This is a genomic window from Pseudomonas sp. AF03-9 (assembly GCF_020515815.1).
In the GTDB taxonomy this organism is placed as follows: domain Bacteria; phylum Pseudomonadota; class Gammaproteobacteria; order Pseudomonadales; family Pseudomonadaceae; genus Aquipseudomonas.
Map to the genome: position 1 here is coordinate 1 of NZ_JAHPJF010000012.1, position 12,604 is coordinate 12,604.

A 12,604-nucleotide genomic window follows, 5' to 3' on the forward strand; every position below is an offset into this window, starting at 1 on the left:
TCAGACTGGTGGTGCGTTGAGCTGGGATTGATTCCCGCGCCAAGCAATATCAAGAAGCCCTGACTCGCTCGGGGCTTTTTTATGCCTGGTGATTTGCCATTTCTTGAAGCACATCGCACCCAGCACCTCGCCCGGAAGGGTTCGGATCACATCACCAATGCTGTAGCCTTGTGCCCCAATTGCCATCAGCGTTGTCACCGGTCCAGCGACCGGGAGGCTTTTACCGCAGCGATTTACGCGAAAATCGATAGATTGATACGCGAGCAAACTGCGGTTGTCACAGCTGGTGCATTCCAATATTCAGTAGATACGACCGAGGCCACCCCGTGACCCCAGACATGCTCGAAGCCGGCCCCGCCGATGCCAAAGTACTTTCCGTGTTTGACTTCGACGGCACCCTGACCCACCACGACAGTTTTGTGCCGTTCCTCAAGTTTGCCTTTGGCAAGGCTGAGTTCTGCCGGCGGATGGTGAAGCTCGCGGTGCCTGGGCTGCGGTTTTTGTTGCGGCTGACCAGCCGGGATGAGTTGAAGGCGCAGTTGATCCGCACCTTCATGACCGGGGTGGAGAAAGCTTGGGTGCAGCAGCAGGCGCAAGCGTATTGCCAGGCGTATTGGACCAGGTTGATGCGCCCGAGCGGCCTGCAGTCGGTGGCCGATGAGTTGAAGTCCGGAGCGGTGGTGACCCTGTGCTCGGCGTCGCCGGCGCTGGTGTTGCAGCCGTTTGCCGATCGCCTGGGGATCAAGTTGATCGGCACCGAGCTTGAAGTGGTCGACGGGGTGCTGACCGGCAAGCTGACCGGCAACAATTGCCGCTGTGAGAACAAGGTGCTGCGGCTTGAAGCGGTGTATGGGGACCTGGGGGATTATCGTCTGCGGGCCTGGGGTGACACGCGCGGGGATCGGGAGTTGCTGGCGGCGGCGCAGGATGCGCATTTTCGGCATTTTCATGGGAAGAAGAACAAGCGGGCCCGGTTGCAGCGGTGATACCAGTGAGTGGGGTCGGCAAAAAAACTGAGCCGATCCCTTCGCAGCCTCACAGGGGTTCGACAGGTCCCACATTTGATCGGTGCGAGTCTGAAAACCGTGAACGCTGACGCTGCTCTGCTGCGCAGCTTAAACCCAATCCTCTACCCGCAAGCCTGGCACGCGGTCGAACGTAGATATTCGCAAGCGCCTTGGCCGGCGTTACGAGTGAATCATGGCGGCCCCATCGTAGCCTCGCCAAAGGTATATGGATTGCTCTTGTTGCTGATATTTGAGGCAAATCCCGCTATTAATAGCGAACTATCTCACGGACCCGAGCCCCATGAAATTCGACACGGCCTACAGCCTGAGTCTCGATGAAAAGCTGTCGATCTACGACGTACGAGACCTGAATTTCGACGAAACCAGCGACTTCGATTCCGACAAGGATCGTTTCTTCTGCCCCAACGATGAATGCCGTGCAGCATTCGATGCGGGCAACACGCTGAGCACCTTCAACGCAAAAAACGTCAACTACCAACGCACGCCGCACTTCAAGAACAAGGCCGGCACCCGGCATATCGACGGCTGCCGTTATGCCAGCACGCACAAGGCCGCATCCGGTGAAAGTGACGACGAGCGCGAGGACAATTTCCCATCGGAGTTTGTGCTCACCCGCCGCCAATACCAACGCAAAGCCACTGTGGTCGACACCGAAGCAAACGCCCCAGAAGACCTAACGAAAACACCTTCAATCCGCAGCAGCACCTCCCACGTCGCCACTGACACCCCCCCCAGACAAAACCAGTGTGTTCGCCCACCCGGTGGAATGCTATGTGTCGAACATCGACGACAAGCACAAGCTCAAAAGCATGCCGCTGAAGATCGGCGAGCATACTGCGACGTACTGGGCGTTTTTCAAGAAGATCGAGTACCTGCAAGACAACAAGGGCCTGATCTACTGGGGCAGGATCAAGGCGATCAAGGACTACACCAGCAGCTTTCGCATCGACTTCGAAAAGAAGGTGTGGCTCGACAAGAAGCCTTACTCTGTCAACGTCTACCTGAGCAAAAAGCTGATCGAGAACTACCGCAAGCGCAAGGCGTTCCTGGAGCAGATCAAGGCGGCGGTGGACAGTAAGCAGGCGCTGTACTGTTTCTTTTACGGGGTGACGCCCGAGCTGAAACAAGTGCCAAGCAAGAAACACCCCGAGCAGACGTTCGGGGTGTTCAGCGCGAATATCGAGAACCTGGATCACTTGATTATTCGGGAGGCGCCGGGGGTGGAGTAAGGGCTGGTCGCGAGCCTTCGAAAAAAATCCAGTTGATGAGCGGTCAAAACAACTGTACAAAAACACAGTATAGTTTGCCCTCCCCCGTCGAATCCTGGAGAAACCCCATGTCCTCTCTGGCAATGAGCTCTTTCGTAGAACAACAGATCGTCCTGCACCAATTCACCGCCAAGCACAGCGTCCAGGCCCGCGCGATGCTGGGCTGGAGCCGCGAAGACCTGGCCAGCCAGGCGGGTGTCGCAGTGGAAGCGGTGCAACGCTTTGAAAGCCACGCCGACGTGGAAGATGAAACCCGGTTGACCCTGGCGTTTCGGCTGGAGGCGGAGGGGCTGGTGTTTTTCCCAGGGTTCGCGCCGGGGTGGGGAATGAGTGCACGCAGGTCTACCCCTGCTCCGGCCGAACCCGCCGAGCCAGGTATCATCTCGCGGCTGATGGGTTCAACAGCGGCCTCTCTTGACTCACCAGCCCCTCAACCGAATGGTGCGTAGTGTCCAGCAGGATCACTGGACGGCGTAGGCGGCGCAGGATGACGTCTAATGCGTTGAGGTTAAAGAACCGGCTTGATCCCCACTTTCGCAGCCTGCTCATACCCATGGGCCACCGCCAGCAATGTCGGTTCGCTCCAGCGGGCACCAAAGAAATACGCGCTGGTCGGTTCACCGTCGTCATTTTTCCCGGAAGGCACCGAGACACCAGGGTAACCAGCTGCGGCGACCGCAAAGTAGCTGTTGGTCTCGAAGTCCGAGACCACCGCATCAAGGTTTTGCTCGTCAATCAGCTCATCCAAGGTGCCACGAAACTCCTGGATCAGGGCATCCCATAGGGGTTCGCGTTCCTCAGGCGTGAGGGTGGATGCCTCGATTTGCTTGAGTACCGGCTGGTGCTCGGTGGCGGTTCCATCACGCGCATCGTTGAACGCAATCAGTTGCGGCACCGACTTGACCGGCAGTCCCTGTCGCTTGGCCAGGTAGTCATTCAACTCGTCCTTCACATCGGCAAACAACAATTCGCCATAACGCGAGGCGTCGGCCAGTCGCATATTCACCGGCACCACAGTTGCCCCTTGCGCTCGAAGCACCTCAAGCGCCTGGGCAAACTGAGGGCTATTGTCCACCGACAGGCTTTCGCCCTTCGCGCAAAAGGTCGCCGGGTAACCAATACGCTTGCCGTGCAACGCTCCGGGTTTGAGCAAGGCGGTGTAGTCGATGCCCTTGGGCGCATCAATGTTCGCGCTGTCGTCAGGGTCGCTGCCAGACATTGCATTAAGCATGAGCGCAGCATCAAACACCGAGCGCGCCATCGGCCCCGGTGTGTCCTGCCGGTGGCTGGCTGGAATGATGCCGCTGCGGCTCAACACGCCCACGCTGGGCTTGAAACCGACCACGCCGTTGAGCGCCGCCGGCACAATGATCGAACCGCTGGTTTCGGTGCCCACGGCCAGCGGCGCCAACCCGGCGGCAACAGCGGCGGCCGATCCCGAACTTGAACCACCGACCGGTGCATCCGCATGGTAAGGGTTGCGCGTTTGCCCGCCCCGACTGCTCCAACCGTCGGGGCCGCCGCGAAAACCCGCGAGCTCCGTCAGGTTGGTCTTGCCCAGGATCACCGCGCCCTGCTCACGCAGGCGCTCGACAATAAATCCATCTTTGCGCGCCGCCGTCCCCGTCAATCCAAACGCGCCGGCGCTGGTTTGCTGGGTATCGCCTGTCTCGATCGTGTCCTTGAGCAGCACCGGAATACCATGCAGCGGCCCCCTGATCTTGCCTGACACGCGCTCGCGGTCCAGCTCGCGTGCAATCTCCAACGCCTGTGGGTTGAGTTCGATGATGGTGCTTAACGCGGGGTCGAGCTTACGAATGCGCGCTTGCAAATAGGTGACCAGATCTTCCGAGGTGAACCCACCCGGCCGTGCCATTTGCTCGCCGAGTTCGCGAACACCGACATACTCAGTGCCAGGCGGTACCGGTTTGCGTAGATCGCCCGCGGGTTTCACCCCCATCATTCTCGACGCCTGGCTAATTACCGCGCCCACACCAAGACCAATACCAAACATGCAACACCTCCAGGAAGGGGTAAGAATTGACGAAGGACCTATGTTGATCCGCACACCATTCTAAAAACGCCCCTCCATCCAGGCTGCGCGAGGCCAGTCGTTCATACCGTGGGATTGTTCAACGCATGGGGTAGCCTGGCCTAAACCGGAGTCAACGCACGCACGCTGCGATAGCCCTGCACCAGCGCCGCCAACATCGCCTTCGACCAGCGCGCACCGTAGAACCACAGTGTCGCCCCGTCCTCAAGCGGCTCGTTGAGCGCTGGGTAACCGTTCCAGCAAGCGCTGTGAAACGCTCCAGTGCGGCTGTCGGACACCACCGCATCCAAGCGATATTCGCTGACAAGCTCATCGACTTCATTAAGGCTCTGCAAGGTGAAGTGCAGATCGCCCTTGGCCGCGCGGGCAGGCACCAGCACCAAGTGCGCGCCAGCCCGCCGCAGTATCTCCAGCGCGCGGAGAAAAGAGGCGTGGTGCTCGATCGGTGTCTGATCATCAAATCGCTCGGCAACCCCCACGCGTCGGCCTGCCAGAGCCGGGGTCGCAGTGAATGTGGTGTTGTTCTGCACCAGAGGCACCTCCACCATGACTGGTCCAGAGGGGTCGATACCACTCAGGGCGATCAATGACAGCGAGGGATCACGCACGGTTTTAAAGGGAATCGCCGGTGCGTCATATCCAGGGATCGGGATACTCACCTCATGCGGCATGCCGGCCAGGGGTTCGACGCTAAACGCAATACCGCGCCGGCCCGCTGCCTCAGGAACGTGGCCAGCAGGTGCAGGCTCGACAAACGTGGGCAGCACTTGCACCGGCAGGCACGGCACGCGTACTGCACAAATTTTCCTACACTTTTCATCCATCAAAACGTCCCCCAGAAATTAATTTTCCGGGAATCATCGCACCCTCATCCGGCCTCTGTCGCAGCCCGGAAACACCTTGAAAACTCCTTTTTCCGACGCCGCCAGCTTCAGCTTGCCAGGCTTTCTTCGGCGCCCTGGGTTTCCACCTCCAGCCACCACGCCTGCCCGCGCTCAGGTTGGTTCAGGCTGAACGCCTGGCCCATCGCCGGCGTGGTGATCGACACATTGCGCTCCCACGCCAAGGCCATGATGCGGTCGAACGGTTCGTGCCAGGCATGGAACGCCAGGTCGAAGGTGCCGTTGTGAATCGGCAGCAGCCAACGCCCCTTGAGGTCGATGTGTGCTTGCACGGTTTGCTCTGGCTGCATGTGTACGTGGGGCCAGTCGACGTTGTAGGCACCGGTTTCCATCAGCGTCAGATCAAACGGACCGTACTGCTCGCCAATGCGTTTGAAGCCATCGAAATAGCCGGTGTCACCGCTGAAGAAGATCCGCCGCGCGCCGTCGATCATCACCCAGGAACACCACAGGGTCTGGTTGCTGTCGAACAAGCCGCGCCCGGAAAAATGCTGCGCAGGTGTGGCGACAAACCGGATGCCATCCACCTCGGTGCCCTGCCACCAATCCAGTTGCCGTACTTTGCCGGGTTCAACGCCCCACTTGACGAGAATGTCGCCCACGCCCAGCGGTGCGAGAAAATAGCGAGTCTTGTCGGCCAATTCCACGACCGCCTTGTAGTCAAGATGGTCGTAATGGTTGTGGGAAAGAATCACCGCCTCTAGCGCAGGCAGTTCATCGAGGCTGATGGGGGGCTGGTGGAAACGCTTGGGGCCAGCCCAACTGAACGGCGAAGCGCGCTCAGCGAAGACCGGGTCGGTCACCCAGAACTTACCGCGCATTTTCAGCAAGACCGTGGAATGCCCAAGGCGAAACACACTGTGATCGGGCGCTGCCAGCAACTGGTCACGGGTCAGCGGTTGCACTGGGATCGTCCCCACCGGCCGCGTGCTGCGTGGCTTGTTGAACAGCATGTTCCAGAAAATCCGCAAGGTTTTGCCAAAGCCGCCGTGTTGTACGGGAGCGTCGTTACTGAAGGGGCCCTGTTCCTGCTCGGCAGGTTTGAGCCCCTCAGGCAAAGGGTCGACACGGGATGAGAGGATGGCCATTACCAGGTGACTCCTACAGAGCGCTGAAGAATTACACTGCACAGTGTAGTTTCAAGATTGCAACAAAATCCGGAGCAAGTAAACTACCGAGTGTAATTTCCCCTGCCGAGCCGAATGCCCCCCATGACTGCCCCTCAACGCCTCACCGACCGTAAACGCGAAGCCATCGTGGCTGCGGCCATCGCCGAGTTTCGCGCCAACGGTTTCGAGGTCACCAGCATGGACAAGATCGCCGCCACCGCCGGTGTTTCCAAGCGCACCGTGTACAACCACTTCCCGAGCAAGGAGGAATTGTTCGCCGAAATCCTTCACCAATTGTGGGCCAGCAGCGTCGCGCAACTGGATGTGAGCTACACCAGCGACCGCCCGCTGCGCGAGCAACTGCGCGGGTTGCTGGAGGCCAAGATGAAGATGATGGCGGATGCCAACTTCCTCGACCTGGCCCGGGTTGCTATCGCCGCCACCATTCACTCGCCGGAACGTGCCCAAGACATGGTGACCCGCCTGAGCCAGCGCGAAGAAGGTTTTACCCAGTGGGTCCGCGCCGCCCAGGAAGACGGCCGCCTCAGTTGCAGCGATCCGGCATTCGCCGCCCACCAGATCCAAAGCCTGCTCAAGGCGTTCGCGTTCTGGCCGCAAATCACCCTTGGCCAACCGACCCTGGATGCCGCCAACCAGGCCAGCGTGATCGAGTCTGCCATCGACCTGTTCCTGGCCGGCTACGAAGTCCACCCTCGGTAGACGCTGTTGCTTGAACGACATTGCAGGTCGTTTTTGACGCATTCGCCCTCTGTTTTGCACAAATGGCCTGTAAGGCCACTGATTATTCGTGCGCAAATAACTGACAATATTCACAGCCTTATCCGATAAACGGTTACCCCACGAACACGCTGCCGTACCTGCAAAAAGAGCTGACTCAGAATTTATGGAAAACCGACAAGGCAAAGGGCTCTCATTTGCCAGGCGTATCTACAAGCCAAGGATCATCGGCCTGGGCATCGGCGGCATCAGTGTGGCCGCCGCCCTCTACCCGCTCTCGATGCCCGGTTGGGTCTGGGCGTTCCTGCTGTTCAATGGCCTTGGCTGGCCGCATGTGGCGTATCAACTCTCGACGCGCGCCCAATTCCCCTATCAGGCCGAAAAACGCAACCTGATCTACGACTCGTTTTTCGGCGGGTTCTGGGCGGCAGCCATTGAGTTCTCGCCGCTGACGGCCGTGACCATCCTGTCCATGATGGCCATGAATAACGTCGCAGCGGGCGGCAAACAGATGTTCCTGCGCGGCCTGTTGGCTCAGGCAGTGGGTATCGGAGCCGGGTGGTTGCTGTTCGGCATGCGCTTCGACGCGGATGTCAGCGTGCTTGAGGTCTACGCCTGCCTGCCGATGCTGACCCTCTACCCCATGGCCATCGGCATGGTCTGTTACCAATTGGCGATCAAACTGTCCGAACACAAGCGCGCCCTCAGCGCCCTCAGCCGTATCGACAGCCTCACGGGCTTGCTTAATCACGGTTCGTGGAAAGACCTGCTGCACATCAAATTCCATAAGTGCCGGCAACAACAAAGCCACGCCACCATCACGCTGATCGACATTGACCACTTCAAACAGATCAACGACACCCACGGCCATATCGTCGGTGACGCGGTGCTGCGCCAACTGAGCCTGGAGTTGCGGCGCAACCTGCGGGAAAACGACCTGGCCGGACGCTATGGTGGCGATGAATTCTGTGTGATTCTTCCGAAAATGCCCCTGGAAGAAGCCGCGCAGTTGATGGAACGCATGCGCGAGACCTTCAGCAACTACCGTAACCCGCAGATCCCGGAGCTACGCGTCAGCCTGAGTATCGGCCTGGCCGACTTCCAACCCGGTTTCAGCGATGCCGCGATGTGGCTCAACGCCGCGGATCGGGCGCTGTACGCCGCCAAGGCCACCGGGCGCAACCGGGTCAACGTCAGCAACTATTGCGTGGCTCATTCCGCCTGAAGTTGTCGTACGACACCTCGTCTGAATTTCCTGCCCAGCACTTGCAGCGATAGCATAATGCCTTCATTGGGCGCCGCCGGTAAAAAGTAGTGGCACATCGCCGAACTTTCTTCCCGCTGCGCGACTCTGACCCCGTTGTTCCACCCCCGCTGTCAGCACCAGGAAGCTGACAATGAGCACGTCAACCGTAGAGCCCAGCGCCTTACGGGGCAGGCGACCTCACATGGATACCCCCTACGCTTGCTTGCCCGAGCATCCGAACATGCTATTTAACGCCCACAAAAAAACCATCAGCGCCCTGCAACATACCGTGGCCCAACAGGCCAGCCTGCTGGACGCCCTCGAGCGCTCCATGGCGGTGATCGAATTCGACCTGCAAGGCAACGTGCTGCGGGCCAACGACAACTTCCTCAAGACCATGAACTACCGCGCCGAACAGATCGTCGGCCAGCCCCACAAGCTGTTCTGTACCCCCGCATTTGCGCGCAGCGCCGAGTACAACCAGTTGTGGACGAACCTGCGCAACGGCCAATTCCAGTCCGGCACCTTCGAACGGGTGGCAGGCGACGGCCATTCAGTATGGCTGGAAGCCAGCTACAACCCGGTACGCGACGACGCCGGCCGCGTGGTCAAGGTGGTGAAGTACGCCATGGACGTGACCCCACGCCTGCAAGCCGAGAGCGAAGCCAACGCCAAGTTGGACGCCATCGGCCGGGCGATGGCGGTGATCGAGTTCAACCTCGACGGGACCATCCTCACCGCCAATACGAATTTCCTACAACGCATGGGCTACAGCCTCACACAGGTCCAGGGCCAGCATCACCGCCTGTTCTGCACCCCGGAGTTGGCCAACAGCGCGGCCTACAGCGAGTTCTGGCGCCGCCTGAACCAGGGCGAAATGTTCAGCGGCCAGTTCGAGCGCGTGGATAAAAACGGCCGCACCGTGTGGCTGGAAGCCAACTACAACCCGGTGTATGACGCCGGCGGACGCCTGTGCAAAGTGGTCAAGTTCGCCTCCGACGTCACCGCCATGGTGCAGCAGCACAGCGCCGATGCGGCCAGCGCAGCCCAGGCGTACCACATCTCCCTGAGCACCCGGGACATCGCCGAAAAAGGTGCCGAAGTGATCCAGCAAACGGCCAGCGGCATGCGCGACATTGCCGCCGACATTGACGGCTCCTCACAACTGATCGCCAAGCTTGGCGAGCGTTCGCAGCAGATCACCGCCATCGTCAACACCATTCGTGGCATCGCCGACCAGACCAACCTGCTGGCCCTCAACGCGGCCATCGAAGCGGCGCGCGCGGGTGAACAAGGCCGTGGTTTTGCCGTGGTGGCCGATGAAGTGCGGCAACTGGCAGCGCGTACCAGCGGCTCCACCGCGGAGATCTCCAGCATGATCGCGATGATCCAGGACGAAACCCGCCAGGCCATCCACAGCATGGACGGCACCCGCGACCGCGCGGCCCAGGGTGTCGACCTGGCCAACCGCGCCGGCACGGTGATCCTGCAGATTCGTGAAGGCACCAGCGAGGCCGTGCAGGCAGTCAGTGCATTCGCCAACGAGCGTGGCGGCAACTGACCCGATCTTCATACGTAGCGTCGGGGGCTCGGTCTATAGTGCTTCACTGTCTCTCAGTTGAAGATCCGAGCCCATCATGACCCCAAGCAAACCTGAAGCCGCCCCCGTCGATCACCTGCGTTTCCACCGCCCCCACGCCCACCTGGCACCGACGTTTGGCAATGACACCTTTGCCCTCAAGGCCGAAGCCTTCGCCCGATTTTTCGGCACGCCGACCTTCCTCGGTGCGCAGACGGTGATCGTGGTGGTGTGGATGGTATTGAACATGACCGGCGTGACGCACTTCGACGCCTACCCGTTCATCCTGCTCAACCTCGCCTTCAGCCTGCAAGCGGCCTACGCCGCGCCGCTGATCCTGCTGGCGCAGACACGCCAGGCAGCGCGGGACAAAGCCCAGTCCGACGCCGATGCGCAGCACCGTGAAGCCCTCGCCGTTGCCAATACCGAACGCCAGGCCCAGGCCGCGCAGACCACCAAACAGTTGCTGGAATTACTCGAACAGAACACCCGGCTGACGGAAATGACCAAGCAACTGACGGAACATGTCGAAAGCCTGACGTGTGAACTGCACGAGCACTTTGTAAGAAAACCCCAAGAACACCCGTAATCCCATATGGGAGGGGGGCTTGTCCCCCCGCATTTTTGATTTGGGTCTAGGGTTTCATCCGGATGTGCCGCCCCAATTCATCAAACAACGCCACCACCGAGCGCAACGCCCGGCAGTCAGGACGGGTAAGCAACCACAGCGCCGTGCCATGCCCTGTCAACGTCGGCCCCATCGGTTGCAAGCCTTCATCCAGGAGAAAGTCCGGCAACGCCGCCACACCCAGCCCGGCACGCACCAGTTCGGTGACCGACAGCATGCTGTTGCAGCGATAACCAAGGCGTACACCCGGCAGGTGCTCGCGACGCCAGGCCACCGTCGGATGGTCCGGCATGAAATCATCCGGGGCGATCCAGGCCAGTTCGGCCAACTCGCGCCCGGCATGCTCACGCGCAAAACCCGGGCTCGCACACACCTGGTAGGCGACGTTGCCGAGGCAGCGTCCTACAAGGTGCTCCGGCGGCGTCTTGGTCAAGCGTAGGGCGATGTCCGCATCGCGGCGGCTGAGGTTGGCGAAGTCGTTGGACGTACTCAGCTCCAGGGTCAGCGCCGGATAATCCGGCATGAATTGCGCCAAGGCGGGCAGCAGCAACCCTTGCAACACCGAGTCGGTACAGGTCAGGCGCACCGTGCCGCTGATCACTTCACCGCCCTGCTCCACGCCAATGCGCGCCGCCTCCAGCGCTTGTTCGGCACGTTCGGCCTGTTGCGCCAGGTCCCGCGCCAAGCCCGTGGGCAAGTAGCCGGCGCGGCTTTTTTCAAACAGCGTCTGACCCAATGCCGCCTCCAGGCGCCGCACTGCGCGAAACACCGTGGACACGTCCACCCGCAACAACGCCGCCGCCCGCGCGAGGGAGCCACCGCGCACCAGGGCGAGGATCAGCGACAGGTCGGGGTAGTCAATCTGATAGTGCGTTGACGCATTGAACATATGGGTAAACGCCAATATTGATTGCGTGAACGCCAATTTATAGTGCGCTCCAGGACACCACAAGCCATGGGATGCACAGGATGAACGCCTCTACGCTGCACCTCGCCCTGATCGGCGAGCACCACCCCGCTGTCACCGCGCACCAAGCCATTCCCGTGGCCCTGCAACAGGCAGCCGACAGGCTTGGCCTGACCGTTCACCTGCAATGGCTCGACACCGACAACTTGCCATCGCTGCACGGCTTTGACGGTTTTTGGTGCGTGCCCGCCAGCCCCTATCGCGACACCGACGGCGCCCTGCAAGCCATCCGTTTTGCCCGCGAGCAGCGGCGACCGTTCCTCGCCACCTGCGGCGGTTTTCAGCACGCAGTGCTGGAATATGCCCGCAATGTATTGGGCTGGGCGGATGCGCAACATGGCGAACTGAACCCCGAGGCCAAACGCGCGGTGATCGCGCCGCTGAGCTGCGCCCTGGTGGAAGCCACCGACCACGTGCGCCTGGCGCCCTACACCCGCATCGCCGAGGCCTACGGCACGCTGGACCTTGAAGAGGGCTATCGCTGCCGCTACGGGGTCAATCGCGAGTTTCTCGATGCCCTGCTCGAAGGCGACTTGATTGCCTGCGGCCACGACTCGGCGGGCGATCTGCGCGCGGTGGAGTTGCTCGATCACCCGTTTTTCGTCGCCACCTTGTTCCAACCCGAACGCGCCGCCCTCAACGGCATCACGCCGCCGCTGGCGATGGCCTTGCTCAACGCCTGCCGGGAGGTGTCCGCATGATCGCCGCCACACCCACCCCGCCCTACTACGCGGTGATTTTCAGCTCGCTGCGCACCGAGGGCGATCACGGCTACGGCGCGGCCGCCACGCGCATGCTGGAACTGGCGCGTGGGCAACCGGGGTTTCTCGGGGTGGAATCGGCGCGGGAGGATGGCCTGGGGATCACCGTGTCGTACTGGCAAAGCGAGGCGGCGATCCTGGCGTGGAAGCGGCAGGCCGAGCACAGTGCCGTGCGTGAGCAAGGACGGGCCCTTTGGTACTCGGCGTTTCAGACACGGGTATGCAAAGTCGAACGGGACTATGCGTTCCAGAACTGAAATGCTGACCCCCTGTGGGAGCGGGCTTGCCCGCTGCCACATTTGGCTCTCTATAACCTCGCAAACAG

General features: G+C 60.8%; 11 protein-coding genes and 4 pseudogenes. 11 read left to right on the forward strand and 4 right to left on the reverse strand.

Going from position 1 to position 12,604, the window contains the following annotated elements; all coding sequences use genetic code 11:
• Positions 1 to 93 precede the first annotated feature (93 nt).
• The 4 genes and pseudogenes from LIY36_RS15255 to LIY36_RS15270 form a co-directional block, all read left to right on the forward strand.
• A pseudogene (locus LIY36_RS15255) lies at positions 94 to 264 on the forward strand (HNH endonuclease); the annotation flags it as partial.
• 74 nt (positions 265 to 338) lie between these two features.
• Positions 339 to 986, forward strand: a complete 648-nt coding sequence (locus LIY36_RS15260) for an HAD-IB family hydrolase (protein ID WP_226456312.1) — start codon at positions 339 to 341, stop codon at positions 984 to 986.
• A gap of 322 nt (positions 987 to 1,308) precedes the next feature.
• Positions 1,309 to 2,257 (forward strand): annotated as a pseudogene (locus tag LIY36_RS15265) (hypothetical protein).
• A 107-nt stretch (positions 2,258 to 2,364) separates the two neighbouring features.
• Positions 2,365 to 2,745, forward strand: a complete 381-nt coding sequence (locus tag LIY36_RS15270; protein ID WP_226456189.1) for a helix-turn-helix domain-containing protein — start codon at positions 2,365 to 2,367, stop codon at positions 2,743 to 2,745.
• A 59-nt stretch (positions 2,746 to 2,804) separates the two neighbouring features.
• On the opposite strand, the gene LIY36_RS15275 is transcribed toward LIY36_RS15270, so the two are convergent.
• The 3 genes from LIY36_RS15275 to LIY36_RS15285 form a co-directional block, all read right to left on the reverse strand.
• Positions 2,805 to 4,310: an amidase family protein gene (locus tag LIY36_RS15275; protein ID WP_226456190.1), complete on the reverse strand. Its 1,506-nt coding sequence runs from the start codon at positions 4,308 to 4,310 to the stop codon at positions 2,805 to 2,807.
• Positions 4,311 to 4,450: 140 nt separating this feature from the next.
• The gene (locus tag LIY36_RS15280) at positions 4,451 to 5,173 is read right to left on the reverse strand and encodes a hypothetical protein (RefSeq protein ID WP_226456191.1); all 723 of its coding nucleotides are present in this window, start codon (positions 5,171 to 5,173) and stop codon (positions 4,451 to 4,453) included.
• A 107-nt stretch (positions 5,174 to 5,280) separates the two neighbouring features.
• Positions 5,281 to 6,339, reverse strand: coding sequence for an MBL fold metallo-hydrolase (locus tag LIY36_RS15285; protein ID WP_226456192.1), 1,059 nt, complete (start codon positions 6,337 to 6,339; stop codon positions 5,281 to 5,283).
• A 123-nt stretch (positions 6,340 to 6,462) separates the two neighbouring features.
• On the opposite strand from LIY36_RS15285, the gene LIY36_RS15290 reads away from it, so the two are divergent.
• From LIY36_RS15290 to LIY36_RS15305, 5 genes and pseudogenes are all read left to right on the forward strand, one after another.
• The gene (locus LIY36_RS15290; RefSeq protein ID WP_226456193.1) at positions 6,463 to 7,080 is read left to right on the forward strand and encodes a TetR/AcrR family transcriptional regulator; all 618 of its coding nucleotides are present in this window, start codon (positions 6,463 to 6,465) and stop codon (positions 7,078 to 7,080) included.
• Between the two features lie 184 nt (positions 7,081 to 7,264).
• Positions 7,265 to 8,323 carry a diguanylate cyclase gene (locus tag LIY36_RS15295; protein WP_226456194.1) on the forward strand — a complete coding sequence of 353 codons (1,059 nt, stop codon included), beginning with the start codon at positions 7,265 to 7,267 and terminating at the stop codon, positions 8,321 to 8,323.
• A gap of 262 nt (positions 8,324 to 8,585) precedes the next feature.
• Positions 8,586 to 9,353 (forward strand): annotated as a pseudogene (locus LIY36_RS27855) (PAS domain-containing protein); the annotation flags it as partial.
• Positions 9,354 to 9,470: 117 nt separating this feature from the next.
• A pseudogene (locus LIY36_RS27860) lies at positions 9,471 to 9,905 on the forward strand (methyl-accepting chemotaxis protein); the annotation flags it as partial.
• Positions 9,906 to 9,981: 76 nt separating this feature from the next.
• A complete protein-coding gene (locus LIY36_RS15305; protein WP_192301061.1) occupies positions 9,982 to 10,512 on the forward strand; it encodes a DUF1003 domain-containing protein in 531 nt (176 codons plus the stop codon).
• Between the two features lie 46 nt (positions 10,513 to 10,558).
• On the opposite strand, the gene LIY36_RS15310 is transcribed toward LIY36_RS15305, so the two are convergent.
• A complete protein-coding gene (locus LIY36_RS15310; RefSeq protein WP_226456195.1) occupies positions 10,559 to 11,440 on the reverse strand; it encodes a LysR family transcriptional regulator in 882 nt (293 codons plus the stop codon).
• 80 nt (positions 11,441 to 11,520) lie between these two features.
• Here LIY36_RS15310 and LIY36_RS15315 point away from each other — a divergent pair, with 80 nt between their 5' ends.
• On the forward strand, positions 11,521 to 12,219 hold the full coding sequence (locus LIY36_RS15315; protein ID WP_226456196.1) for a CTP synthase C-terminal region-related (seleno)protein: 699 nt from the start codon (positions 11,521 to 11,523) through the stop codon (positions 12,217 to 12,219).
• Positions 12,216 to 12,536, forward strand: a complete 321-nt coding sequence (locus LIY36_RS15320; protein ID WP_226456197.1) for an antibiotic biosynthesis monooxygenase family protein — start codon at positions 12,216 to 12,218, stop codon at positions 12,534 to 12,536. Before LIY36_RS15315 ends, LIY36_RS15320 begins: the two co-directional genes overlap by 4 nt.
• Positions 12,537 to 12,604: the final 68 nt, after the last annotated feature.